The sequence below is a fragment of the Peteryoungia aggregata LMG 23059 genome, from assembly GCF_030814435.1.
GTDB lineage: Bacteria > Pseudomonadota > Alphaproteobacteria > Rhizobiales > Rhizobiaceae > Allorhizobium > Allorhizobium aggregatum.
In genome coordinates this window covers 17,709-43,926 of the sequence record NZ_JAUSUW010000022.1, presented here as the reverse complement: position 1 = coordinate 43,926, position 26,218 = coordinate 17,709, and the positions used below count along the sequence as shown (strand labels likewise).

General features: G+C 59.3%; 23 protein-coding genes and 1 tRNA gene. 16 read left to right on the top strand and 8 right to left on the bottom strand.

Going from position 1 to position 26,218, the window contains the following annotated elements; genetic code table 11:
* Positions 1 to 18 precede the first annotated feature (18 nt).
* Positions 19 to 95 (top strand) — tRNA-Met (locus J2045_RS22635).
* 177 nt (positions 96 to 272) lie between these two features.
* Here J2045_RS22635 and J2045_RS22630 read toward each other — a convergent pair.
* Positions 273 to 1,298, bottom strand: a complete 1,026-nt coding sequence (locus J2045_RS22630) for a LacI family DNA-binding transcriptional regulator (protein WP_307377565.1) — start codon at positions 1,296 to 1,298, stop codon at positions 273 to 275.
* Positions 1,299 to 1,477: 179 nt separating this feature from the next.
* Here J2045_RS22630 and J2045_RS22625 point away from each other — a divergent pair, with 179 nt between their 5' ends.
* The 5 genes from J2045_RS22625 to J2045_RS22605 all read left to right on the top strand — a co-directional run bounded on the left by J2045_RS22625 (position 1,478) and on the right by J2045_RS22605 (position 7,204).
* A complete protein-coding gene (locus J2045_RS22625) occupies positions 1,478 to 2,407 on the top strand; it encodes a carbohydrate ABC transporter permease (RefSeq protein WP_307377562.1) in 930 nt (309 codons plus the stop codon).
* Between the two features lie 10 nt (positions 2,408 to 2,417).
* Positions 2,418 to 3,290 (top strand): carbohydrate ABC transporter permease, encoded by an 873-nt coding sequence (locus tag J2045_RS22620; RefSeq protein WP_307377559.1) that lies wholly within the window; start codon positions 2,418 to 2,420, stop codon positions 3,288 to 3,290.
* 34 nt (positions 3,291 to 3,324) lie between these two features.
* Positions 3,325 to 4,641 (top strand): ABC transporter substrate-binding protein, encoded by a 1,317-nt coding sequence (locus tag J2045_RS22615; RefSeq protein ID WP_307377555.1) that lies wholly within the window; start codon positions 3,325 to 3,327, stop codon positions 4,639 to 4,641.
* A 108-nt stretch (positions 4,642 to 4,749) separates the two neighbouring features.
* Positions 4,750 to 6,057 (top strand): alpha-glucosidase/alpha-galactosidase, encoded by a 1,308-nt coding sequence (locus J2045_RS22610; RefSeq protein WP_307377552.1) that lies wholly within the window; start codon positions 4,750 to 4,752, stop codon positions 6,055 to 6,057.
* 61 nt (positions 6,058 to 6,118) lie between these two features.
* Positions 6,119 to 7,204, top strand: a complete 1,086-nt coding sequence (locus J2045_RS22605; protein WP_307377549.1) for an ABC transporter ATP-binding protein — start codon at positions 6,119 to 6,121, stop codon at positions 7,202 to 7,204.
* A 51-nt stretch (positions 7,205 to 7,255) separates the two neighbouring features.
* On the opposite strand, the gene J2045_RS22600 is transcribed toward J2045_RS22605, so the two are convergent.
* Both J2045_RS22600 and speB read right to left on the bottom strand, forming a co-directional pair.
* Positions 7,256 to 7,810: a cysteine hydrolase family protein gene (locus tag J2045_RS22600; RefSeq protein ID WP_307377547.1), complete on the bottom strand. Its 555-nt coding sequence runs from the start codon at positions 7,808 to 7,810 to the stop codon at positions 7,256 to 7,258.
* Between the two features lie 110 nt (positions 7,811 to 7,920).
* On the bottom strand, positions 7,921 to 8,961 hold the full coding sequence (speB, locus tag J2045_RS22595; RefSeq protein WP_307377544.1) for an agmatinase: 1,041 nt from the start codon (positions 8,959 to 8,961) through the stop codon (positions 7,921 to 7,923).
* Positions 8,962 to 9,125: 164 nt separating this feature from the next.
* Between speB and J2045_RS22590 the strand changes: the two genes are divergently transcribed.
* From J2045_RS22590 to J2045_RS22545, 10 genes are all read left to right on the top strand, one after another.
* A complete protein-coding gene (locus tag J2045_RS22590) occupies positions 9,126 to 10,232 on the top strand; it encodes an ABC transporter substrate-binding protein (protein ID WP_307377542.1) in 1,107 nt (368 codons plus the stop codon).
* Positions 10,233 to 10,312: 80 nt separating this feature from the next.
* On the top strand, positions 10,313 to 11,353 hold the full coding sequence (locus tag J2045_RS22585) for an ABC transporter ATP-binding protein (RefSeq protein WP_307377539.1): 1,041 nt from the start codon (positions 10,313 to 10,315) through the stop codon (positions 11,351 to 11,353).
* A gap of 3 nt (positions 11,354 to 11,356) precedes the next feature.
* Complete coding sequence (locus J2045_RS22580) at positions 11,357 to 12,211, top strand: ABC transporter permease (RefSeq protein ID WP_307377535.1); 855 nt, start codon at positions 11,357 to 11,359, stop codon at positions 12,209 to 12,211.
* A gap of 47 nt (positions 12,212 to 12,258) precedes the next feature.
* Positions 12,259 to 13,002, top strand: a complete 744-nt coding sequence (locus J2045_RS22575; RefSeq protein ID WP_307377571.1) for an ABC transporter permease — start codon at positions 12,259 to 12,261, stop codon at positions 13,000 to 13,002.
* Complete coding sequence (locus J2045_RS22570) at positions 12,999 to 14,387, top strand: NAD(P)/FAD-dependent oxidoreductase (protein ID WP_307377533.1); 1,389 nt, start codon at positions 12,999 to 13,001, stop codon at positions 14,385 to 14,387. The genes J2045_RS22575 and J2045_RS22570 overlap by 4 nt, the downstream gene beginning before the upstream one ends.
* A complete protein-coding gene (locus J2045_RS22565) occupies positions 14,384 to 15,874 on the top strand; it encodes an aldehyde dehydrogenase family protein (RefSeq protein ID WP_307377530.1) in 1,491 nt (496 codons plus the stop codon). The genes J2045_RS22570 and J2045_RS22565 overlap by 4 nt, the downstream gene beginning before the upstream one ends.
* A 28-nt stretch (positions 15,875 to 15,902) precedes the next feature.
* Positions 15,903 to 16,253: a cupin domain-containing protein gene (locus tag J2045_RS22560; protein ID WP_166599094.1), complete on the top strand. Its 351-nt coding sequence runs from the start codon at positions 15,903 to 15,905 to the stop codon at positions 16,251 to 16,253.
* 57 nt (positions 16,254 to 16,310) lie between these two features.
* On the top strand, positions 16,311 to 17,981 hold the full coding sequence (locus J2045_RS22555) for an amidohydrolase (protein WP_307377527.1): 1,671 nt from the start codon (positions 16,311 to 16,313) through the stop codon (positions 17,979 to 17,981).
* Positions 17,982 to 17,988: 7 nt separating this feature from the next.
* The gene (locus tag J2045_RS22550; RefSeq protein WP_307377524.1) at positions 17,989 to 18,450 is read left to right on the top strand and encodes a DUF3237 domain-containing protein; all 462 of its coding nucleotides are present in this window, start codon (positions 17,989 to 17,991) and stop codon (positions 18,448 to 18,450) included.
* Between the two features lie 14 nt (positions 18,451 to 18,464).
* Entirely contained in the window at positions 18,465 to 19,454 is a 990-nt protein-coding gene (locus tag J2045_RS22545) for a LysR family transcriptional regulator (RefSeq protein WP_307377523.1), read from the top strand.
* An 82-nt stretch (positions 19,455 to 19,536) separates the two neighbouring features.
* Here the strand turns inward: J2045_RS22545 and J2045_RS22540 are convergent, their stop codons facing one another.
* From J2045_RS22540 to ggt, 5 genes are all read right to left on the bottom strand, one after another.
* On the bottom strand, positions 19,537 to 21,657 hold the full coding sequence (locus J2045_RS22540) for an EAL domain-containing protein (protein ID WP_307377520.1): 2,121 nt from the start codon (positions 21,655 to 21,657) through the stop codon (positions 19,537 to 19,539).
* Between the two features lie 414 nt (positions 21,658 to 22,071).
* Positions 22,072 to 22,311: a hypothetical protein gene (locus J2045_RS22535; RefSeq protein WP_307377517.1), complete on the bottom strand. Its 240-nt coding sequence runs from the start codon at positions 22,309 to 22,311 to the stop codon at positions 22,072 to 22,074.
* A 99-nt stretch (positions 22,312 to 22,410) separates the two neighbouring features.
* Entirely contained in the window at positions 22,411 to 23,328 is a 918-nt protein-coding gene (locus J2045_RS22530) for a SphA family protein (RefSeq protein WP_307377513.1), read from the bottom strand.
* 109 nt (positions 23,329 to 23,437) lie between these two features.
* Entirely contained in the window at positions 23,438 to 24,373 is a 936-nt protein-coding gene (locus J2045_RS22525; protein WP_307377509.1) for a helix-turn-helix domain-containing protein, read from the bottom strand.
* 215 nt (positions 24,374 to 24,588) lie between these two features.
* Positions 24,589 to 26,184: a gamma-glutamyltransferase gene (ggt, locus tag J2045_RS22520; RefSeq protein WP_307377505.1), complete on the bottom strand. Its 1,596-nt coding sequence runs from the start codon at positions 26,182 to 26,184 to the stop codon at positions 24,589 to 24,591.
* Positions 26,185 to 26,218: the final 34 nt, after the last annotated feature.

Sequence of the window (26,218 nt, the reverse complement as noted above, 5' to 3'; positions counted from 1 at the left end):
CAATTGGGACGCTCTTGGCGCGGGGTGGAGCAGCCCGGTAGCTCGTCAGGCTCATAACCTGAAGGCCGCAGGTTCAAATCCTGCCCCCGCAACCAAATAAAACATAAATCAATAACCGCTCCCATCCAACGGGGGCGGTTTTTGCGTTTTGAGGCTGATTTATCGTCGCAAAGACTGGAACTGACCTGAGCCCCTGACCTTGCTACAGAATTTGGTAGAGGCCGTCTCCTTGATGTGACGGCCTCTACCAAATTCTGGAGAACAGTCGGGTCTCAGGTCACTTGTGCCGTCGAGGCTCGCAGCACAAGGCTTGTCGGCAACTTGATCTGGCGTTCCGTGATTGGCTCGCCGCGCAGGCGCTTGATCAGAAGCTCTGCCGCAATCTTGCCCTGCAGGGACGCGTCGACATTGATCGTCGTCAATGCGGGCGTCAGCCAGGGCGAGAATGGAAGGTTGTCGAAACCGACGAGCGACAGGTGCTCGGGCACCGATCTTCCGAGAGCATGGGCCGCGCTTATGCAGCCGATGGCGATCGTATCGTTGCCGGCCATGATTGCCGTAATGTCCGGATGGCGCTCCAGCAGGCGGCGTGTGGCGTGATGACCGCTTTCGGCGCTGAAATTTGCGTGCTCGACGTGGCTGTCCGGCAGCTCGATTCCGTGATTGGCGAGTTCTCGTCGAAGTACGGCCAATCGTACGTCCGTTCCGATCAGACCCGCTCTGCAGAAGGGTACTGTTCCTATTTTCCGGTGGCCTAGCCCGACAAGGTTCTCAACCGCTGCGGATATGCCTTCGCTCGTGGTGAAGTTCACGGACAGTTCGTCCGGATGCCGTACGGAGCCGACGAGCACCACCGGATATCCGCGGTCGATCAGATCGCGCAGATTGGGATCGTCACTGCGGGGATTGAGCACGATCATGCCGTCTATCCGGCGGGATTCCACCATGCTTTCGTAAGGGTTTGCACTGTTCCCGGCCGTGATCCCCTCGAGGAGGACATGATAGCCGTGTTCGCGATTGCATTGGCTTATCCCGTGCATGAGTTGGGGGATAAAGGCGTCAATCGGCAGGATGGCGGGGTCGGAGATGATGAGCCCGATGGTTTCCGTATCGCCGCGGACGAGCATGCGGGCGGCGGAGTTCGGCTTGTAGCCGAGATCGCTGGCGGCCTGCAGCACGCGACGGCGGGTCTCGTCCGAAAGGCTGACCGTTTCCGACTTGTTGAGAACCATCGAGACCGTCGTGCGCGAGACGCCTGCCATGCGCGCAACGTCCCAACTGGTTACCTTGGGCACCATGAATGTCTTTACTCCCTGATTGGTTCACCCTCGAAAGAGCCTGTCGCGGATCGTTATGCACCCCTGTTGGCGATTGACAATCGTCCAAACGTCTCGTACCCATACTAACACGTGTTAGTAATTGTGTTAAGTGAGAATAACACGTGTCAGCTGGAGGGCTGATTGTGGAGGGAGGACTGATGGTCACCGTTTCGGAATCTGGAAAACCGTGTCGAAATCGCGAAGGTCGGCGCAAGCGACGGCTGCCCGAATGGGTTGTCGGCTATCTCTTCATCCTGCCGGCGCTGACCGGCTTTGTTCTCTTCTATCTTCTCCCCACCGTGCGGGCGATGGAGATCAGTCTCACCGACTGGAACATGCTGCGCGCACCCCGCTTCATAGGCCTGGACAATTATGTCCGTCTCTTTTCCGATCCGAAATTCTGGGATTCGCTGCGTCTGACCCTGCTTTATGTGGTCTACAACATCCCGGTACAGACAGCGCTCGGTCTCCTGATTGCCGTGCTGGCGGATCGACTGGCGCGCGGCGTCACCGTGCGGGCGATCATCATCGCACCCTATCTTCTCTCCAATGTCGTTGCTGCCCTGATCTGGCTGATGATGCTTGATCCCTTGCTTGGCCTGACAAACCATTGGCTGGAGTTTATCGGCGTGGCCCGTCAGGGTTTCCTAAGCTCTCCGGACCAGGCACTCATCTCTGTCGCTGGCATATCGATCTGGCGGCATGTGGGGCTGACGGCTTTGCTCTTCTACGCTGGTCTGCAGGCGATCCCGAAGGATCTCTACGAGGCGGCGCGTCTGGAAGGTGCATCCGAGTTCACGATGTTCCGGCACATCACGCTGCCGCTGCTGCGGCCGGTCCTTGCCTTCATCCTCGTCACATCCGTCATCGGTTCCTTCCAGATCTTCGACGTGGTGGCGGTCGCGACCAAGGGCGGTGGCCCCGCGGAATCGACCCGCGTCGTCCTATGGTACATCTATGAGCAGGCATTCCGGTTCAACCGGATGGGCTTTGCCTCCGCCGCGTCGATGGTCCTGTTCACGATCCTCATTCTCGTCACGCTCCTGCAGATGCGGGTCTTGCGTGGCGGGCAGTCAGACCTGGCGTGAGGAGGCGGTCATGAACAGACTTTCCCCCTGGGCGATCCTCGGCTACGCGGTCCTTGGCGTGTTTGCCTTCATTTCGCTGCTGCCGCTCTGGATGGCGCTGAAAACCGCGCTGACCCATCCGCAGGAAATCTTCCAGACATCCACGGCACTTCTGCCGCCGGACGCGATCCTTGGAAATTTCAGCCGCGTGATGGGCCTACCGACCGATGTGGTTCTGACATCGGTCAATGCCTCGCCGATCAACTTCCTCGTGGCCCTGCGCAACAGCGTCATCTACACGGTGCTGGTCGTCGGCGGACAGCTCTTCTTCTCGGCTCTGGCCGGTTACGCCTTTGCGCGGATGAAGTTTCCCGGCAGCTCGGTACTTTTCTATGCCTTTGTCGCGGCGACCATGATCCCGGCCATGGTTCTGTTCATCCCGAACTTCATTCTCGTGAAGGAGCTCGGCTGGATCAACACCTTCCAGGGCATGGTTGCGCCATCGATCCTGATGTCTCCGTTCGCCATCTTCTTCCTGCGGCAGTTCTTCATCTCGTCGCCTAAGGAACTCGAAGAGGCTGCGAAGCTTGATGGATGCTCCGCATTCCAGATCTTCTGGAAGATCGCGCTGCCGCTGCAAAAGGGGCCGATCGCAACGCTCGCCATCCTGCTGACCATCAATGCCTGGAACGAGTTTTTCTGGCCGTTCCTCACCGGTCGCGATGAAAGCGTGCGCGTCATGGCTGTCGCGCTGTCCGACTTCCTCAGCCAGACCGGGCAGGGCACGCCTGACTGGACCGGGCTGATGGCTGCGGTCAGCCTTTCGATCATACCGGTTCTGTTCGTACTCGCCTTCTTCGGACGGCGCATCGTGGAATCCCTGCAGACGACAGGGATGAAGTAACCCGCAATCAATCATCGGGAAATCAGGAGGAGTGATGATGAAAACTGCAATCGCGACCATGTTGTCGACCACCATGCTGGCGGGGGCTTTGGCAACCTCTGCCCAAGCGGCTGACGTTGAGCTGAGCTACTGGATGTGGGACGGCAACCAGGCGCCTGTCTATCGCAAATGCGCCGACAAGTTCGAAGCCGCCAATCCGGGTATCAAGATCTCCATCAAGCAGGATGGCTGGGACAATTACTGGCAGACGTTGACCACGGGCTTCGTCTCGGGCACCGCACCCGATGTCTTTGTCAACCATCTGAGCCGGTTCCCGGAATTCCTGGCCAATGGCGTCATGGTCGACCTCACCGAGAAGATTGCCGCCGACAAGGTCGACATGAAGGCCTATCTGCCGGGTCTTGCCGAGGCCTGGAACAAGGATGGCCAGCAGTTCGGTCTGCCGAAGGACTGGGATACGATCGCCTATGCCTACAACAAGAAGATGCTCGCCGACGCGGGCGTGACGGAGGATGACCTCCGCAACATGACCTGGAACCCGAAGGACGGTGGGACTTTCCAGCAGATCCTCGCCAAGCTCACCATCGACAAGAATGGCAAGCGGGGCAACGAGGAAGGCTTCGACCCGAAGAACATCGAGGTCTACGGTCTGGCAACCAATCCGGCCGATGGATATGGCCAGACGCAGTGGAGCCACTTCGCTGCATCCTATGGTGCGAAGTTCATCGATCAGCCCTGGGGCACGAAGTATCTCTATGACGATCCGAAGCTGGCGGAGACGCTGACCTGGCTGCGTGATCTCTCGTTGAAGCATGGCTTCAGCGTTTCGCAGGAGCAGGCGGGCAACCTCCAGGCCGTCGGTCTCTTCTCGGCGGGCAAGGCCGCCCTGGTTCCGGATGGTTCCTGGATGATCAATTCGTACCGCGACAACACGCCGTTCGAATTCGGCTTTGCGCCGCTCGCGCAGGGACCAGAGGGCCGCCGTTCGATGTTCAACGGTCTGGCGGACTCCATCTGGAGCGGTTCCAAGCATCAGGATGAGGCCTGGAAGTGGGTGCAGTATCTCGGCTCGGCCGAATGCCAGGCGATTGTCGGTGAGGCGGGTGTTGTCTTCCCGGCGCGTCCGGAAGCCGCGAAACTGGCCGAAGAGGCGCACAAGGCCAAGGGGCTGGATGTGTCGGCCTTCACCCTGCTGGCGACGCCCGAGACGACCTTCCCCTTCCCGATCTCGGATTTTGGCGGGGAGATTTCCACGATCTTCGCGACTGCCGTTTCGAAGGTCATGCTCGACCAGGGCGATCCGACCGAGATCCTGAAAACCGCAAATGACGAGGTGAACAACCTCTTCTGAGCCTTTCCCTCCCTACGACCTTGCGCCGCGCCCATGATGTGGGCGCGGGCCTAACCAACCTTATTTCAAGACCGGTGGCCCAAGACGCCGGTTACCCCGGAGAACCCCATGCGTCCCCCCAAGATCACTTTCATCGGTGCCGGTAGCACCGTGTTCGCAAAGCACCTGATGGGCGACATCCTCTCGTTCGAAGACCTGCAGGATGTCGATATCGTGCTTTACGACATCAACGAAGAGCGGCTGAACGAGTCGCTCGCCGTCGGCAACAAGATCAAGCAGCAGCTGAATGTCCCGGCGCGCATCACCGCGACCACGGACCGATCCAAAGCCATGGACGGCGCTGACTTCTGCATCAACATGATCCAGGTTGCCGGCTACAAGCCGGGCACCGTCGTCGATTTCGAGACCCCGAAGAAATACGGCCTGCGCCAGACGATTGCCGATACGCTCGGCATTGGTGGCATCATGCGGGCGCTGCGCACGGTTCCCGTGCTTGCCGAAATGTCGAAGGACATGGAGCGTCTCTGCCCGGATACACTGCACATCAACTATGCCAACCCGATGGCAATGAACTGCTGGGGCCTCAGCCGCCTGTCGAAGATCAAGACCGTCGGCCTCTGCCACTCTGTTCCGTATACCGCCAAGGAACTCGCAGAGGATATTGGGGTGCCCTACGAGGAAATCGACTACCTCGTCGCCGGCATCAACCACATGGCGTTCTACCTCAAGTTCGAGCGCAATGGTGAGGATCTCTATCCGCTGATCCGCAAGGTCATGGAAGAGGGCCGCGTGCCTGACGGCAACCGGGTTCGCTACGACATGTTCAAGCGCCTCGGCTATTTCGTTACCGAGAGTTCGGAACATTTCGCAGAATATGTGCCGTGGTACATTAAGACGGGTCGTGAGGACCTGATCGAACGCTTCAACATCCCTCTCGATGAGTATCCGCGCCGCTGTGAAAAGCAGATCGCCGACTGGAAGACCATGTCGAAGGATCTGCAGGATTCGAGCAAGACGATCCCGATCGAGCGGAGCGTGGAATATGGTTCCCATATCATCCGTGCCATGGTCACCGGCAAACCCGCCGTCGTTTATGGCAACGTGCCGAACGACCAGATCATCTCGAACCTGCCGGAAGGCTGCTGCGTCGAAGTGCCCTGTGTCGTTGATCGCAATGGCATCCAGCCGACACGGATCGGCGCGATCCCACCGCACCTCGCCGCACTCATGCAGACGAACATCAATGTTCAGGCCCTGACAGTCGAGGCGATCGTGACCGGCAAGCGCGAGCACATCTATCATGCCGCAATGCTTGACCCACACACCTCTGCCGAGCTCGACCTCGACCAGATCTGGTCGCTGACCGACGACCTCCTGAAGGCTCACGGTGAGTGGATCCCCGAAAATCTGCGCTGATGCCAAACCGACCGGGCGCAATTTGCGCCCGGTTGATTACGAGACGAGGGAGGAGAAGAGCATGGCTGGACTGGAACTGAAGAAGGTCCGCAAATCCTATGGAGCGATCGATGTCGTCCATGGCGTTGATCTGACGATCCGCGATGGCGAGTTCGTCGTGTTCGTCGGTCCCTCGGGATGCGGTAAGTCGACACTCTTAAGAATGATCGCGGGTCTCGAAGACATATCCTCGGGCGCCCTCTCCATCGGCGATCAGGAGATGACAAAGGTGGCGCCTGCCGATCGCGGCGTTGCCATGGTCTTCCAGTCCTATGCGCTTTATCCGCATATGTCGGTCGAGGAGAACATGGGCTTCGGCCTGAAGATCAACGGCTTCTCGAAGGAAGAGGTGCGGGAGCGGGTGCTGGCGGCTGCACGCACGCTGCAGCTCGAACCGCTCCTGCAACGCAGGCCGCGGCAACTCTCCGGTGGTCAACGTCAGCGAGTGGCGATCGGGCGTGCGATCGTGCGCGAACCGGATGTCTTCCTGTTCGATGAGCCCTTGTCCAATCTCGACGCGGAACTCAGGGTTCAGATGCGGCTTGAAATTGCCAGGCTGCATCAGTCGCTGGGCACCACCATGATCTATGTGACGCATGACCAGGTCGAGGCGATGACCCTGGCGGACCGCATCGTCGTGCTGCGAGCCGGCCGCATTGAACAGGTCGGTGCGCCAATGGAGCTCTATGAGGATCCCGACAATCTCTTCGTTGCGGGTTTCATCGGTTCACCGAAGATGAATTTTCTGCCCGTGACACTGGTCTCAAGCAGCGCGTCAGATATTGTGGTCCGCTTGGATGACTTCCCCACTGCAACCATTCCGCTGTCCCTGAAAGGCGCCGTTCCGGGGCTTGGAGACAAGTTGATGCTTGGCGTTCGGCCGGAACACTTCAAGCTGAATTCGGCAGAAGGGCTGACCGTCCGCCTCGATGTGCTGGAGAATCTCGGTGCCTCGTCATTCGCCTATGTTCAACATGGCCGCGACGAGCCTTTGACCATCGAAATCAGAGAAGCCAAGAACTTGAAGGCGGGACATAGCCTGACGATTGGCATTGACCCGAGCAGGGCCCTTCTGTTCGACGCATCCAGCGGTCTGCGCATCCGCTAGGTTGATCGGGGACGCCAAGGCATGGCGTCCCACATTCCGGGATGCAGTCCGTTATGACTGCCGCTTGAGGTATTCGTCGACCGAGATCACCTCGGCATAGGCGAAGGCGAGGGCAGACATGAAGGCGGCGTGAACCTGACTGGCCGGCACGAGCTGATCACCGAACTCGAGGTCACGCGTTGCGACGGCGTCATGCAGCACCGTTACCTGATAGCCCTTGTCCGATGCCGCGCGGACAGCTGCATCGACGCACATGTGGCTCATGGCGCCGACAACCACCACCGAAGTGACGCCGTGGTTACGCAGGATCGTGTCGATATCGGTATCCAGGAAGACGTTGATCTGGGACTTGGTGACAACGATCTCGTCGCCTGCCGGCGCCACCTGTTCATGGATCTCGGCGCCATGGCTGCCCGGGACGAAGAAGGGCGCGTCGCTTTCCAGGGCGTGGTGACGGACGTGAACGATCAGATCGGCCCGACCGCGGAACGTGTCGAGCGCCACTTTGGCATTCTGGGCCGCAGCTTCCGTGCCCACCAGCGGGAAGGCACCGTTCTCGAAATAGTCATTCTGAAAATCGATGAGCAGCAGGGCAGTCTTGGCCATCATACGTTCCTTCTGGCGGTATAGTCCCAACGAGATCGAGGCCGCCGATGTTCGGCGGCCTCCGGTCTTTTCGAAGGACGTTCTGCGGTCGTTGCCGATCGCCTGCGTCCTTACTTCGGCGCCTTGGCCATCAGGCACAGGATCGTGTGGAGGACCTGCGCTGCGATATGGGCCGTGTTCGAGGTCGAATCGTATTGCGGTGCGACTTCGACGACATCGCCACCGATAATGTTGAGGCCGTCAAGCCCACGCAGGATCTGCAGCACTTCGCGTGGTTGCAGACCGCCGACCTCCGGCGTTCCCGTCCCGGGTGCAAAGCCTGGATCAACGCTGTCGATGTCGAACGACACATAGGTTGGTCCGTCACCGACGATCTGCCGGGCCTTTTCAATCAGGCGCGGGATGCTTGCTTCTCCCACTTCCTCGGCATGGATGACCGTCATGCCACTCTCGTAGGAGAACTCCCAGAGATATTCGGCCGCACCACGGATGCCGATCTGGATGGTCCGGCGCGGGTTCAGGACGCCGTCCAGAACTGCCAGGCGGAACGGGCCGCCATGCTGGAATTTCGTGCCTTCGTAGGGACCGGCCGTGTCGCAGTGGGCGTCAATGTGGATCATGCCCACCGGTTCCCGGGCGCCGACCGCCTTCAGGATCGATGAGGTGATCGAATGGTCGCCACCGACGCTCAGTGGCTTCACGCCGGCTGTAACCAGGGTGCGGTAGAAGGCTTCGATATCGGCATGGCATTGCGCGAGATCGTAACGGCTGCGCATCGGCACATCACCGATATCGGCAACCTTCATTTCGCTCATCGGCGAAACCCGGAGTACATGGTCATAGGGGCCTACGCGCTCGACGCTTCGCAAGGCCCGCGGTCCGAAGCGGCTGCCGTTGCGGTTGGTGACGGCGAGGTCCATGGGAACGCCGATCAGGGCAACATCGATACCGCCAAAGTCCGGGAGGTTGATGATATCCGGGTTGTAAGGGGCATCGAGCAGCGTCGGCACGCCCGCGAACGGCCATTTCCGCTTATCGCCGCCGGTAAACTGGGCCTCTGCCACCTTCTTGAAATGCGGATCAAAGATATCGCCGCCCGAAGCGTTCTCATACTTCTCACGGAGCATCCTGATATGCGTCTGGTCATCCATGCTTCAAATCTCTCAATTTGTTTTGCCCAGAATAGACACAGGCCGGCTTGGATATAGTTCGGAATTCGCCGAAGTGAGTGAGGGGCATATCCTGATGTAATCGCGATCCTGGATCGGCAAACCTCTCTGGAAGCGAGTTACGCTGCCAAAAAAAGGGGAATTCAATGGAAAAGACTCAGTCCGGACTTTCGCGCATCAATCGCCGCCAGGTGCTTGCTGGTATCTCGGCTCTGGGCGTTGCGCCGCTCGTCACCGGTTTCCCAAACATTGTTCGGGCGCAGGACAAGAAGCTGCGGATCGGTGTGTATGGTGGCTATTTCAAGGATACCTTCGACGCTGAAGTATTCCCGGAGTTCACCGCTGCGACCGGCATAGCTGTGGAGAGTGTCGCCGAGCCGACGGGAGAAGCATGGCTCATCCAGCTGCAGCAGGCAGAGAAGGCCGGCAAGTCGCCGGTCGACATCTCGATGATGGCCCAAGTCGGTGTTATCCGCGGGATGAATTCCGGCCTCTGGGCCCCGCTCGACCCGAAGAAAATGCCGAATATGGCCAATGTGAAGCAGGACCTCGTACGTTCCAACCCCGCCGGCGAGGTCATGGCCGTCGCGGCGACAAGCTGGTACATCACGCTGGTTTCAAACACCGACGTATTTCCCGAAGCGCCGACGTCCTGGAAGGACATGTGGGATCCGAAGTACAAGGACACGCTCGGCCTGCTTGCCAATGTCGGCAACTCCTATCTCCTCGAAATCGTTGCCAAGGTCTATTTCGGAGGCTTGAACTACCTCGACACAGACGAAGGCATTCGTGCCTGCGCTGCCAAGGTTGCCGAGCTCAAGCCGAATGTTCGGCTCTGGTATCGCGACGAGGCTCAATTCGAGCAGGCGCTAAAGTCGGGTGAAATCCCGATGGGCCAGTACTATCATGACGTCACCGGTCTCGCGATCCTGGACGGTTTCCCGGTTCGCTCGACGATGCCAAGCGAAGGCGGTCTGCTCGATTATGGCTCGTGGGCGATCACGAAGTCTGCTGCGCCGTCCCTTGACCTTGCCCATGTGTATATCGACTACATGTCGCAGCCCGCCATACAGGCCAAGCTGGCTCGCAAGCTTGGCAGCGCGCCTGTTGTCGATCGTTCGCTGCTCGACCTGACCGATGAAGAGTTCAATGCGGTTTCGTCGAATATCGAGCCGATCACGCCTCACTACGAAATGCAGGCGATGAAGACCGACTTCATCAACCAGGTTTGGGCAGAGATGCAGCAGGGCTGAGCAGCCCCGTCGATCCCATTTGATGAACGTTTCGCGAAATGGGTGCCATGCGCCCATTCGCATTCTATTGAGGTGCCCGAATGTCCGGACTGGCTATCCACCAACTCAACAAGGCCTATGGCCCCGTCAACGCCCTGAGCAACATCTCGTTGAGTGTGGCCAACGGTCAGTTCGTCTGTCTGCTCGGGCCTTCCGGCTGCGGGAAGTCGACTTTGTTGCGCATCATCGCAGGCCTCGAAGCGACCACCAGCGGCAAGGTCTTGCTGGACGGCAAGGATATCACCGAAGTGCCAGCGCATCTGCGTGACTTCGGCATGGTGTTCCAGTCGCTTGCCCTTTTCCCGCACCTGACGGTCGGGGAAAACATCGCCTATCCCCTGCGCATCCGGGGGGCGTCAAAGGAGGTCCAGGATCGCGAGGTTCAGCGCCTTCTCGATCTCGTGCACCTTCCGGGTGTCGCTGATCGGGCGATCACGCAGCTGTCCGGCGGTCAGAGACAGCGCATCGCGATCGCCAGAGCGCTCGCCCTGAAGCCGAAGCTGTTCCTGCTCGACGAGCCGATGTCAGCTCTGGACGCGAAGCTGCGCGAGGCCATGCAGGTCGAGGTGAAGCGGCTGCAGCAGGAGCTCGGCATCACCACCTTCCTCGTCACGCATGACCAGCGGGAAGCCATGACCACGGCGGACCTGGTGGTTGTCATGTCCGGTGGGGTTATCCAACAGATCGCGCCGCCCGTTGAAATCTATCGCTCGCCAGCCAATGCCTTCGTGGCAGACTTTATCGGGGTGGCGAACCTCATTGAGGGGGATGCGAAAGTCGGTGGCCGTGTCGTGGTTCCGGGTGGACAGGTGCTGATCGACGGCGTTGCCGCGGGCGGCAAAGTGAATTTCTCCGCTCGTCCCGAGGACCTGACGTTGCAGTCCGCTGCCGGTGACAGCACAGTGGCCGGCACGGTTGCCTTCATCCGGCACCTTGGCTCAAGCCTGGAAGTGAATGTCGCCGTGCCGGGCCTCGCCAAGGACCTGATCGTCGTGATGTCGCCGCGAGAGCACTTGCCTTTTGATCTGGGCGACACGGTGCATGTTCATGTTCCAGGCTCGGCCTGTGTCGTGTTGAGGTAAGTCATGAACACGACCAGACCTCAGAATCTGACCGGATATGTCCCGCTGATCTTGCCGGCGGCCGTGCTGGTGATGTTCTTCGTTGTGCCTTTTGGCTCGATGATCCTGATTTCCTTTTACAAGAACCTCGGTGGCGGTCTTTATGAAGAGATCCTCAATCTCGACAATTATCGTCGGCTGATCAGCCCGTTCTTCGTGGGGCTCCTGGTCGCGTCGTTCGGACTGGCGCTGGCGGTTGCGGCAATCTCCATCGTGATTGCCTTTCCTTTTTCGTATCTGCTGGTCAATTCGCCCCGGTCAACGCAGGTCGTGTGGCTGATCTTCATGCTCTCCATCCTGTCGCTGTCGGAATCGATTATCGGCTTCGCCTGGAGCACGATCCTTTCGAGGACCGCAGGTGTCAGTAATCTGTTCGTCTTTCTCGGGCTTCTCGACCGACCGGCCTCTTATGCGCCAGGGCTCGGCGCCTTGATCGCTGGCGTGGTCTATACGGCCATTCCCTATGCCGTGCTTGTGCTCTACCCGATCCTGTCGCGGGTGGATCCGTCTATCGAAGAGGCTGCGCGCACGCTCGGGACTTCCCCATTGCGGACGTTCTTCATCGTTGTGTTGCCCATGCAGCGGAACACCATCGTCACGACCTTCCTGATGATTCTCGTCTTCACTTTGGGCACCTATCTCATGCCGCAGATCCTCGGGCGTCCGCAGCATTGGACCTTGTCGGTGGCAATCAGCGACCAGGCCCTGATGCAGTCGAACATCCCCTTTGCTGCGGCGCTTGCGGTGTTCCTCGTCATCGTCACCCTGCTGATCGTTGGCACCGTTGTCCTGTTTGGCCGCAAGGAGAATGCATCGTGAGCCAGGTCGCTGTTCGTCGGATCTTCTTTTCCGTTCTCGCACTGCTGATGAGTGCGCCGCTGCTTGTCGTTCTCGGCGTGTCGGTGAACGAGCGGAAGTCTTTGACCTTCCCGCCTCAGGGCTTCAATCTGTCCTGGTATCTGGACCTCTTCCGACTGCCGGACTGGTCGGGGGCGCTGCTCAACAGCGTGATCGTTGCCTTCCTGTCGGCGGCTCTTGCCGTGGCCATCGCCTTTCCGCTTGCCTGGTTCAACTGGCGCTATCGCATCGGCTGGGTGAAGGGCATTCTTGCGATCGGCCTGATGCCCTTCCTGCTGCCTCCCGTGATCACCGCGCTTGGGTTCCTTTCCTTCTGGACGCAGGCGGGACTGTACGGCCAGACATGGACTGTCGTCATCAGCCATGGGATCTTTCTGGTTTCTCTGCCATTGGTGTCCCTGTCGCTCGGTTTCGGCTCGCTCGACGACAGTCTTCCGGAGGCGGCAGCAACCATGGGTGCCGACAACACGGTGATCCTCAAGACGATCGTCTTTCCGCTTGTTCGACCCTACGTGATTTCGGGCTTTGCCTTCGCCTTCGTCGTCTCGCTCAACGAGTATCTCGTTGCCTACATGACGGTCGGTGCCGTCATCGAAACACTGCCGATGAAGATCTTCAACTCACTGCGCTACGGCTACACACCGGTCATGGCTTCCGCCTCCGTGTTCTTTGTCGCGCTCACCGTCATCATCTTTTCGCTGGTCGCCCGCTTTGGTGATCTTCCGAAACTGCTCGGAGCACATTCAAAATGATCGCAATTCGCAGAGCTCTGGCCGATGCCACGCTCTACCCCTTCTGGCTGGACAACAAGCTGGCTCCAGGCTCGGAAATGCACCTGGTCGGTCCGACCGATGCTGATCTGGCGATTGTCGGGGGTGGGTTCACCGGTCTGTGGGCCGCCATTCTGGCAAAGCAGGAAAACCCAGGTCGTGACGTCGTGATCATCGAGGCCGGCAAGGTCGGCCATGGCGCGTCCGGTCGTCCGGGCGGTATCGTGTCGACCTCGGTCATGCACGGCCTCTACAATGCCAACCGGATCTTCCCGAATGACCTTGCCGCGCTGGAGCGCCTTGGCAAGGCCAACTTGGACGGATGGCAGAAGACGATCGATGAGCATGGCATCGATGCCGACCTGGAATGGACAGGCGAGATGACCGTGGCCGTGGCCAAGTCGCATCTTCAGGAGCTGCAGGACGAATATGAGCTCGCCAAGCGGCATGGCCACAATGTTGTGCTTCTGGACCGCGAACAGGCACAGGCCGAACTGGCATCTCCAATTTTCGAGGGGGCCATGTGGTCGCGCGAGCGCAGCGGTATCGTGCATCCGGCCAAGCTGGCCTGGGGCCTGAAGCGTGTCGCCTTGAGCCTGGGTGTGCGGATCTACGAACATACGCCAATGACCGGCGTCGAGGACAATGGCTCGACCCTGACGATCATCACGCATGATGGTCGGGTCAAGGCACCCAAGGTGCTGTTTGCCACGAATGCCTGGAATGCGGGTCACAAGAAGATCAAGAGCCGCATCGTCGCCGTTCGCGACCGGGTTATCGCGACCGAGCCTCTGACGGAAGAGCAGCTTGCGCGGCTTGGCTGGAAGAACAGACAGGGCGTTTATGACACGCGGACACAGCTGAACTACACGCGTCTGACTTCGGACAACCGTATCATCTTTGGCGGCCGGGTCGGCTACTTCTTCAACAACAATACGGATCCGGCCCAGGATCGTCAGATCGAGACCTATGAGCGGCTGGCCGGCTATTTCTTCAATACCTTCCCGCAGCTGCATGACGTGAAGTTCACCCATGCCTGGTCCGGTCCGATCGATCTGACCATGCGCCTGGCGGTGCACTTCCAGCGCTACTACGGCGGCAAGGGCATCTATGCGGGTGGCTATTCCGGTTTCGGCGTAACCACCACCCGTTTCGGCGCCAATATCGGCCTCGACATCCTAGACGGGAAGACAGGGCCGGATCTCGATCTGGATTTTGCTCGGACGCTGCCGAACTGGATTCCGCCGGAACCCTTCCGGTGGATCGGAGCCAAGCTCACCATGTATGCGCTCGATGAAGTCGACCAGAAGGGCGGCTGGCGCAAGCTCTGGATCAACATGGTGCACCGGATGGGTTTCCCGCTATGATGACCTCTTTCGCACATGTAGCCGGTGGACCCGACCTGTCTGCCCTGATCAACAGGTCTCAGACTGTCTTTATCAATGGCGCTTGGCATGCAGGGCGTTCCGGCTCTGCCTTGCCGGCGATCGATCCGACGAGCGGTCGGGTGTTTGCCGAATTCCTGGCGGCCTCTGCTGACCAGGTTTCGGACGCCGCGCAGGCCTCTCAGGATGCCTTTGACGGCTGGCGACACCTGGGCGGATCCAAGCGTGCCGACTACCTGCGTGCCTTTGCGGCCGGACTTCGCGCCCGCAAGGACGAACTGATCGCTCTGCAGCGTCTCAACAACGGCAAGCCGCGCTTCGAAGCGGAAATCGATGTCGAGGACGCCGCCGCGACCTTCGACTATTACGCCGATCTGGCCTGTGAACTGGATGGTCGCCAGGGCTCTGCCGTTCTATTGGCGCAGGACGGTCTTTCAGGGCGAACACATTTCGAGCCGCTGGGGCCCGTCGCGCTGATCGTGCCGTGGAACTTTCCCATGGTCACGACGGCCTGGAAGCTCGCACCTGCGCTGGCGGTCGGTTGCACGGCGGTGTTGAAGCCATCGGAGTTCACGACGCTGGCTGAGCTCGTCTACGGCGACCTCGCGCCGGAAGCAGGCTTGCCGGCAGGTGTTTTGAACATCGTGCCCGGTGGTGGCGATGTCGGGGCGGCCCTGTGTTCTGATCGTCGCTTTCGCAAGATCTCCTTCACCGGCTCCAATGCGACCGGTTCGCGGGTCATGGCGGCTGCTGCGCGGCGCTCGGTGCCGGTCTCGCTGGAGCTCGGCGGCAAGTCGCCGATCGTCGTCCTTGACGATGCCGATATCTCCCAGGCCGCCGATATCGTTGCTGCCGGCATCTTCTTCAATTGCGGTCAGATGTGTTCCGCCACATCCAGGCTGCTTGTGGCCGACCGTATCGCCAGCGACTTTACGGAGGCGCTCGTCGCCAGGGCGAAGGCCCTGGTGGTGGCCGGACATGACCGGGACGATGGCGAAATGGGCCCTCTGACGACGGCGGCGCAATGGGCCAAGGTCGGTGAATTTCTTGCCCAGGCAAAGGCAGACGCGCTCCAGTGTCTGACCGGTGGCAGCATCGAACAGGATCGTCCCGGTTTCTTCGTCCAGCCGACAATCTTCCGCGACGTACCGATGGACCATGCGATCTGGCGGGATGAGATCTTCGGTCCCGTACTCGCCATCCGCAGCTTCAGCACGGAGGATGAGGCCGTCTTCCTGGCGAACGATACCGATTTCGGCCTGGCGGCCACGGTTGTCGGGTGCGATGGCGACCGCGCGGCCAAGATCGCAGATCGGATTGATGCGGGTCACATCTGGATCAACACGCCGCAGATCATCTTCCCGAACACCGCCTGGGGCGGTTTCAAGGCCAGCGGTATCGGTCGCGAGCTCGGTCCGTGGGGCCTGTCGGCCTATTGCGCCGTCAAGCACGTCACCATCCAAAACTAATCCATCGCTAGAATTCAGGACTGAACGCATGTCGAAGATTATCGCCCTGACACCAGATGGCCCGAACGGTCTGGAGAGCTGCCAGGTTGTTCCCGCCGAAAGCCTGCTGACGCCTGCCCCGACCGAGCAGGGCACCGTCATCTTTTCCGAGGGTACCCAGACCTGTGGTATCTGGGAGGCAACGCCCTATGCCGAACGCATGGACGATTACCCCTTCAACGAGCTGGCCCATATCATCTCTGGCAAGGTTTGCATCACGCCGGATGGCGGCGCTGCACAGGTCTTCGGTGCCGGCGACACCTATGCCATGCAGAAGGGGTTCAACGGCCGGTTCGAGGTGCTGGAAACCTGCCGGAAATACTACCTGACAGTCGAGTAATCAAAACAGGAAGGCGGTTCGACCGCACTTCCACGCCGTATCTCTGGAGGAAAACCCATGGCCACTACTGCCGACCTGATCATTACGAACGGCCGCGTCATCACCATGAACGCACACCAGCCGCAGGCCGATGCCATTGCGGTGGCCGGCGGCCGCATCTTGGCTGTTGGCAGCTATGACGATGTCGCTGCCTACCGTGGTCCCGACACGAAGCTGATCGATGCCCAGGGCAAGACGGTCACGCCCGGCATCAATGAAAGCCATATCCATATCTTCGGCGGTTCGGCCGAACTCGACCAGCTGTCGCTTTACAACGTCAAGGGCTACGAAGCTTTGAAGGCTGCCGTCCAGGCCTATGCTGCCTCGAAGCCGAATGATCCGCTGCTGATCGCGAATACGGCCGACTACACCATTCTTGGCGATGGTCGCGGTCTCGATCGACACATTCTGGATTCCATCCTTGCCGACCGGCCACTGGCGCTGATGTCGCCGGATCATCACACGGTTTGGGCGAACACGATCGCCCTGACCAAGGCCGGGATTCTGGAAGGCCGCCAGCTGCCGTCAGGCAACGAGATCGTCATGGGCGATGACGGTCTGGCAAATGGTGAGTTGCGTGAACATTACGCATTCGACGACGTCATGGCGCTCAGTGCAAGCGCTGGTCGTGATCGCCTCGGTCTCAGCACGGGCGATGAGCCTGAAATTGCACCGACCGCTGCTGATCGCGCCTTTGATCGGGAGCTGATCAAGCGGGGTCTTCATCATCTGGCCAGCCACGGTATCACCAGCTTTCAGAACATGGATGGCAATCGCTATCAGCTCGAACTGCTGTCCGAAATCCAGGCAGAGGGCAATCTGATTTGCCGCGGGCGTGTGCCCTTGCATTACGTCAGCGGCGACATCGTCGAGCAGATGGACAAGGCCGCCCAGATGCGCGCCGATTTCAACGGCGAGTGGCTGAACTCGGGTACCGTCAAGGTGTTCATGGACGGTGTTCTCGATTCCCATACGGCGCTGATGTATGACGATTATGCTGATCGTCCGGGCTGGAAAGGCGAGCCGCGCTTCGATCAGGAAACCTTCAACCGCATCTGCACCGAGGCCGACAAGCGTGGCCTGCAGATTGCCGTCCACTCGATCGGCGATGGAGCCGTGGCCAGCGTCATTGATGGTTATATTGCGGCGCGGATCGCCAATGGTGCCCGCGACAGCCGTCACCGCATCGAGCACATTGAAGTCGTTCGCGATGTCGATATTCAGCGCATGGCAGAGTTGCAGATTATCGCGTCCATGCAGCCTCCGCATCCGCCGGGCCAGATGGGGCTCCCCCTGGAGCCGACGCTCACACGCATCGGCCGTAGCAACTGGAAGCGCGCCTATGCCTGGCGTGCGATCAGAACTGCGGGCGTTGACCTCATCTTCTCGTCGGACTGGCCGGTTTCACCCGTCTCGCCGATGCGATCGATCCATTCCGCGATGACGCGTCAGCGATGGGCAGACGATCTGCCGGATAACCGCCAGACACTCATGGAAGCGCTCGACGCCTATACGACGAAGGCCGCCTTCGCCGAGTTTGCCGAAGACTGGAAAGGGCAGTTGAAGCCGGGCTTCGCGGCCGACATCGTGGTCTGGGACACCGTTCTGGACGCCGTCGATCCGAAGGTGATCGAGACCGTCGCGCCCGCCTACACGATCTGCGCTGGACGCATAACCTACCAGGCGTGACTGAGACATGGTTGACGCAATCAATTCGGAATTTGCCTTCGAGATCCGCGCGAAGGTCTCCAAGCCTCTGGAACTCGGCACCGGTCGCAATGGCTCCAGGGTGGTATTCCGGATCATCGATGGCAGTGTTTCCGGCCCGAAGTTTGAGGGCCGGATCCTCCCCGGCGGCGCGGACTATGCCTTGGTTCGCGCTGACGGCATGACGGTCGTCGAGGCGCATTATGTGATCCAGAACGTCGACGGGACCTGTGTCTATGTGAAGAACAAGGGCCTGTTCATTGCAAACAAGGATGTAATAGACCGAATGGACCGTGGTGATCCTGTTGATGATGACGAGGTCTATTTCCGGGCCGCCCCGGTCTTCGATGCTCCGGATGGCCCTCACAGCTGGCTTGCAGACAGGCTTTTCATTTCGACGTGCCGGTTTTCCCTGGATGAAGTGACCATCCGCGTCTATACCGTTTTGTGATGAATTCCTAAAGCATGAGCTCGATTTCCGATGGCGCGGACAAGCTCGATGCGCGGCGCGGAGACCACAATTTGCGGAAATTTGACGGCAATCCTCGTCAGTCCTTCTCCGTAGATAACGTTGATATCCGTTTGATGCGGATCTTCATGCGGGTGGTGGAGGCCGGTGGCCTCTCGGCTGCACAATCTGATCTGAACCTGTCCCTGTCGACCATTTCGGAGAAGATCACTGCCCTTGAGCAGCGGCTGGGTGTCAGCCTCTGCAAACGTGGACGCAGGGGCTTTGTGCTCACTGAGCATGGGCGCCTCGTCTTCGAGGAATGTCAGCGCCTGTTCGGGTCCCTCGATCAATTCGGCCGGAAGGTCTCCGGTCTGCGATCCAATCTCGCCGGAACGCTGACGGTCGGTATGGTGGACAACATCATCTCCGACCCCCGTTCAGCACTGGCCGATGCGGTTGGCAAACTTGTCGATGCCGCGCCCTCCGTCAGCCTCGCGCTCGAAACGCGACCGCCGGGCGAGCTGCTTCGTGATATTGTGGCGCGCAAACTCGACCTGGGCATTGGCAGCTTTCCGAGGATGGCCCTCGGATTGAGTTACATCGACCTCTATGACGAGTTGCAGAACTTTTATTGCGGGCGCGGGCACCCTCTTTTTGATGTTCCCGACGATGAAATCACCATTGATGTGGTCAGGGTCCACCGCATTATCGGCCGCAGTTACTGGGCGGCGCGCGATATCAAGATCTTTGCGATCTCCAATCCCCATGCCACAGTCTCGAATATGGAAGCAGAGGCGTTCCTGATCCTCTCCGGCAACTATCTCGGCTACCTGCCCGACCACTACGCCGACAGCTTTCAGAAAGCCGGGCGAATTCGACCAATCAGACCTGATCTTTTTTCCTACAAGGCCAAGTTTCAGATTGCCACGTCCGAGGACTGGATGGATCGTCCGCTGACCAAGACGTTTGTGCAAATCCTGGAGAGTTGTTCCCTCAATCGTTGATGCAGGTCCGTCAAAGTTGGAGGCGAAGCCCGGGATGCCTCATGGTCGAGAGGCCGTCGATCTGATTGCCGCTGTCGCGGCGCTAGGCCGACACGCGAGAGCTCGCAAAAACCTTGGCCGATTCTGACGGCAGTCGGTGCAGCAAGGCATCCGCGTCGCTCGGCTTGTGCCAAAGATAACCTTGTCCCAGTTCGCAGCCCATTTGCCGTAGCCTTCGCGCTATGGCTTTCGTTTCGACACCTTCTGCAACAGTCTTCATGCCCAGGCCTTGTGCCATCTTGATGATTGTCCGGATGAGCACTTCCTGCTGCGGATCCTCCAGCATGTTGCGAACAAAGGACTGATCGATCTTCAGGCAGGAGATCGGGAAACGGCATAGGTAGCTCAAGGCTGAATAGCCGGTCCCGAAGTCATCGATGGCGATCTCGATACCCAGTGCTGATATCGAATTGAGTGTATCAATCACCATACCGGAGTCTGTGAGCAACAGGCTTTCGGTAATCTCCAGACTGATCCATTCCGGCCGGCAGCTGGTCTCTTGCAGGCTCTGAAGCAGTGTGGCGAGAAAATTTCCGTACATCAGCTGCCGTGCCGAAATGTTGACGGCGACCACGAATTGCTTTCCACTCCTCTGATTGCATTCGACGGCAAAGGTGCAAGCGGATCGCAGAATGACCTCGCCGATATGGACGATCTGGCCAGTTTCTTCGGCAATCGGGATAAAGGTCGATGGGGCGATGAAACCGTTATCGCCGTTGCGCCATCTGCAGAGCGCTTCGGCCCCGATGATTTCTCCCGATGAAAGATCTACCTTCGCCTGATAGTAGGCGACAAATTCGTCTTTCTGGAGAGCATCATTGATCATTGCCTCGGTTCGAAACCGTGCGGCGATGTCCTCGCTCATTTCAGGGGCGTAGTCCCTGGCGAGGTTCCCGCCTGCCTCCTTTGCCACATGAAGGGCCGTGTCGGCAAAGCGAAGCAAATCCTTGGCGCATGTCGTATCCTTGGGCAAGGATGCCATGCCGATACTCGCGGTCACACTGATTGTTTCACCACCGACGGATATCGGTACTGCGATATGAGATTGTATGATTTCGATCAGTTGCGGCAGACCGCCTGCGGCTTCCACGTCCGGCACGATGATGTAGAATTCATCTGCCGCCAATCGACCAACCGAGCCTTGGGTCCCAACGGCGCGTTCCAGACGGCTCGCGATATCGAGAAGCACCGCGTCTCCGGCATTGTGGCCGAGGATCTCGTTGATTGTCTTGAAACGATCCACATCAACAATCAGAAGCGAGCACTGATTGTTCTTCGACATTGCTTCTTCGACAGCGCGTGGAAGCTGGTCATTCAATGCTGTTCGGTTTTGTAACCCGGTCAGACGGTCCGTGAAGGCGAGCTGCCTTAGTTCGATTTGCAATTCATGCCGTTCCCGTTCGTAGTGGGTCAAGACCTTCATGGCACGGGCCATGTCACCAATCGAGTCCCGCCGATCCTGGTCGGTTACCTCGAAGTTCGGATCGCCATCGGCCAATCGCATCATTTTCTGCGTTAACCGATCAATCGGCTCTCTCAGATCGCGAATTATCCGTCGAACCGCAAAAGTGACGACGGAAGCAGCGATGAGAAATGCGACTGTGACTGTGGCCAGCCGTTTCAGAAATGCAGTCTGCACATCTTCGGTGTAGGCCGCCGAGGCAATCACCCAGCCCCATGGCGCAAAGTGTTCCGACCACGCGGCCTTCGGGTTCTGTGTGGTGACCACGCCGTTGAGTGTCCGAGCTCCCCGATAGTAAGTGATACCGCCTCCGGCCAGCGCCTGCTGGATCATCGACTGCGTATGCGGGGATTTCCAGGCGCTGGTACCCTCGTTTTCCTCTGTGTCACTGACAATCCGGATACCCTGTTCGTCAAATGCAAACACCCGAGACCCGCCATCGAATTCCATGGCCCGGATAGCGTCTCGGGTCCGCTCCTGAGCCTCTGCCAGGGTCAGCTTCCCGTCGAGTACCAATGCATGATTGACGACGGCGATATTCTTTGCCGCGTCCACCATGGCATGGACCTTGTCGATGGAGTTCTTGATCAGCGCATCCCTCAGGCTCATAAGCGTGAAGACCGCCATCACCATCGCAAAGGCGCCGACAATCAACACCGGCAGCATGAGCTTGCTGCGAAGGCTTAAGCCTTTCATGGGCATCAGGCATTTCCTGTAAGTTGTGCTTGGTCAGCGCAGACTTCGCCAAAGCGCATGAAATCGACGAAAGCAAGGGGTTTGGGTGGGCGCCAGTTGATCTGATAGGGCCCTCTCGCGTCGGTGTAGCGAGCCGTTTGATCCGAGTTCAGGAGATTAACAGACAAGATCGGAAAACTACCTCGCGATGCAGATGGCCAACTCCGTGGCTGGTCGTTAGACTTCGCCCGTTTCTAATGGTTGGAAGCATATTAGCTCGGTCAGTCTTAAGACTACTCTAACTGACAGTTCGAAGGCGGCTGTTTATATGGGAGGACGTGTGCTGCATGGCCTGCCGTTGCTGAACACCGCGTTCTCCGGACGACGTGGGCGTTCTGGGCCGATGAGGCGTGTATTTGGGGCGTGGAGGCTATCCGTTGGTCACGACATTTCCGAAACCCGGATAACGGCTGCATAGCGCGTCACGTGTTTCAGACCAGCGGCTTTAACCGCCTGAAGCAAGAACGAGGTCTCGGCAGTATCAGTTGCGCTCACATCAAAGCGATTTCGATGTACGGCGAAAGGCGCTGCTTCCTGTCGAAGCTCGCGCCAGCGCTTTATCCAATGGAGTTCCGGATTGATGTCGTCTTGCTCCGTTGCAAATACTGCAGTCGAAAGCATGTCTGCGATTTATATCTGAAAGAAGTCGCGTGAAACGCGAATTGATCGCGCGATCTTGCAGGCGGGCCCCGCTATGTCGAGGCCCGCCCTCAGTTCCGCTTAGAACGTCATGCCCACTCGGAGTGCCACGTTGTAGCCTTCCGGTCGGTTGCGTGCGCCGAACTCCTTGTAGGCATGAAAACCGATCAACGGCATGCCGGGCTGGAAGTAGGTGATTGCCGGTCCAAGGGCGAAGACGCGGCCCTTGTTCGCGCTGGTTGCACTGCCGGAGTCGTCGGTGACGTTGGCGTAGCCGTAGCCGCCGAGCCCGATGGTAAACGGCCCGAAGTGCTGACCAACAGCGAATTCCTGCTTGTAGCCGACACCGCTCACATGATCATTCGCGATGTTCTTCGTGTTGAAGTTCAGCTCGACTCGTGTCGAAAACTCCAGCCCGGTCTCGGTAATGTAGGTTGCTGCGACGACCGGTGCGATTGCCCAGTGATTGACGCCAACAGTGAAGGCGTCGGTCGTGTTGTATTCCCCTGTCGGAGCCTGGACCTGCAGCGACGCATTCATCTGGAACTGTTCGCTGACATTCCATTGCAGGATGATCGGAACAAACTGCACGTCACCGATGCCAGACATGCCGTTGCTCAGCGTCGTGCCGGCGCCAACCGGAGTGATGGAGCCCTTGATGTCAATGAAGGGGATCACGATACCGAAGCCGTAGTTGGCATTCAGGAACTCAGTTTCCGTCATCCGGATATAGGCGAGCGCAACCGACTTCACATCGTTCCGGTAGTTGTCACCCGCGTCGTCGCCGTTTCCGTTCTTGTTCACCCTGGCTGAGTAGTAGGACGTGGAGATGGCAATGGTCCCGACCGGTGTCGGCGGCGGAAGCTGTCCCGCTCCGAAGTCACCGACGCCGAACGGCGTGATCGTGATTCCGAGTTCGTCGGCGAGTGCCGAATTTGAAACAAGTAGGAGAGAGCAGCAAGCAGCCGCAGCATGTCTGAGAATACTCAGGTTTTTCATCGAGTTTGTCCCCCTAAACGATGAGTTCGGGGGGATCGTAGTGAAGCCGTCCGCTAGCCGTTATCCGATTTCGGCACGGCCTTATAGCAAGTGTCGATACTATGGGTTCCTATGATCGACCCTTTGTATTGACCCTCGTCGCCTGCCGAGGTGCAATCTTCATCAGTGTTTGGGAGGGGAGTTCGCCAAAGTGTTTTGCATATTCGCCGGCAAACCGGCTCAGGTGCCAGAAGCCATGGTCGGATGCGATGTCTCCGATTGTACAGGAAGGGTCTTGGCGGGCCAAGCTGATGATGCTCTTGCGCACACGGTTCAGACGGATGGCCTTTGCGAACTGGATCGCGCTTTGGCCATATGAACGCTGAAAACAGTTTTGCAGATGCCGCCGGCTAACGCGCAGAACCTTGCAGATCTCTTCGATATCCATCTGTTCGGTTTGAGACGACAGAATAAGACTGCGGGCCGAGTCTGCCGTCGCCTTGTGTGGAGTGTCGCGCATCGGTTCGACTGTTTTCGCGCTCTGAAACGCCTCGATCAAGGCGCAGGTAATCTCGTGTTCGATTTGCGTGCGAACATTGCCATCGTCGAGAATGCCGGGGGCGGTTCCGATCGTGCAGAAGGATCGTTTGAAGATGTGTTGAAGCTTCAGGAGTGGCGCGGGTGCCAGCACCATGCTCTCGTGCCGCCATATCCGTTGACTGAGTTCGTGGTGTCCGGCCATCAGGGCGCTATGGGCGAACCAGTGTTGGTCGAAGACAACAGATACGAGATCAAGGGCGGTCGGCGTGATGATTTCCGGCAGGTTGGCCCCGCTCGACAGCAAGCCGCAGGGTGCGTCAATCCTGTGGCCACCCGTCCAGGCATTTCCAGAGGCCTGCAAGGGTAGGCTCAGCACCACGGAGCCCGGCCAGCAAGACCCGCTTTTGATCAGGGATTGGTTCGTGACTTCCCTTATCAGCAGCAGGTTGTCCAGACTGATAGTTTCACACTCTCCGATGAAGAGACCGGAAGAGAGCTGGGTATGCTCCTGCGGCCATTCGGGCACAGATGCTCCAAACTCACAGGCGCCCCGCAGCCTCGTGTGCGTGTAACGCGTCGCCGCTTCTCTGAAGGGTGCTGATAGCAAAGGGAGCATACCGGTCACTCACGCCAATCAACCGTGGGAACGCTTTTGGAATTGGTACTTGCGAAGGCCCTGATGCGTTCCGGGCCCTCCCTTTTTCTGTCCTTGCATTTCATCCGGCTTGGGTCTCGCGCACCTCAATAGCCAAATGCAATCCCATCCTTCCGCGATTCAGATGCGCCCGCAAGCGTGCCGTTTTCCCAGTCAATGCGGATCACCTGCGCGCCGCCGATCGGATCTTCGGCGGGGACGATTTCGAAGCCCCGGCGGGTCAGTTCGGCCACCGTCTCCGGCGGAACAGTGTGTTCGGCTTCAACGCGCGGGACCTTGCCGCCGACGGGGATCAGGCGCGGCAGATCGATCGCATCCTGCATGTCCATGTCGTAGTCGACGACCTTGGAGATGAGATGCGCATGGCCCATGGCCTGGTAATAGCCGCCCATCACGCCGAAGGACATTTCCGTGCGGCCGTTGCGGGTGACCATGCCGGGGATGATGGTGTGCAGCGGGCGCTTTTCAGGCGCTATCATGTTGGGGTGCCCACGCTTGAGCGAGAAACTCTGGCCGCGATTGTGCAGGATCACGCCCGAGTTCGGTGCGACCAGACCGGTGCCGAAGCTGTCGAAGATCGAGTTGATGAAGCTGACCGCATTGCGATCTTCGTCGACGATCGAGATGTAGACGGTGTCGCGATGCAGCGGCATCTCGAAATCCGGCAGCTCGGTCATTGCGTGGGTCAGGTCGATCTTCTCGGCCAGTCCCCGCGCGAAGTCGGCTGAAAGGAGTTCATCGATCGGCACGTTCGCCTTGGCGGGATCGGCAACCCAGGCGTCGCGCGCGGCATAGGCGAGGCGGGTGGCCTCGATCTCCAGATGCAGGCGATCGGGAGACTGCGGTTCCAGCTTATTGTCGAAGCAGGAGAGGATGTTGAGGATCAGCAGCGCGATGATGCCCTGCCCGTTCGGGGGGCATTCGTGGACGGTGTAGCCACGGAAGTCGGTGGTGACCGGGGTGACGTATTCGCCTTGCGCTTCTGCAAAATCCTCCAGTGTATGGAGACCGCCATGGGCGTTGAGATGCGCCACCATGTCTTCGGCGACGGACCCCTTGTAGAAGCCGTCGCGGCCTTCGGCGGCGATCTTGCGCAGCGTTGCGGCAAGCTTCGGCTGGCGGTGCGTTTCGCCGATGCGCGGTGCGCGACCGTCGGGCAGGAAGATATCGGCGGCCGCCTTGTCTGCGGCGAGAAGTTCCTCCTCCTTCTTCCAGTCGCGGTGGACCCGCGGCGAGATGGCATAGCCTTCCTCGGCATAGCGAATGGCGGGTGCGAGCACCTCGGCCAAGGGCAGCCGACCGTGGTCGGCGTGGAGGCGTGTCCAGGCATCGATTGCACCTGGGATCGTAACGGCCGATGGGGACTGGCGCGGGACTTCGGTCAGGCCGCGCTCTTCGAACCAGTCGATCGTCAAGGCCTTTGGCGTGCGGCCCGAACCGTTATAGGCGATGACTTCAGCGCCGCCCTTCGGGGCATAGAGCGCGAAGCAGTCGCCGCCGATGCCCGTCGAGCCTGGTTCCACGACGCATTGCACGGCGCAGGCGGCAATCGCTGCATCCATGGCGTTGCCACCGGCCTGCAGGATGTTGATGGCCGTCAGTGTGGCATAGGGGTGGGAGGTTGCGGCCATGGCTTTGGCCGACACGGCCACCGATCGCGTCGGCTTTTCGAAATTGCGCATCCTTGTCAGTCTCCTCGTATTCTCTTTTGCCACT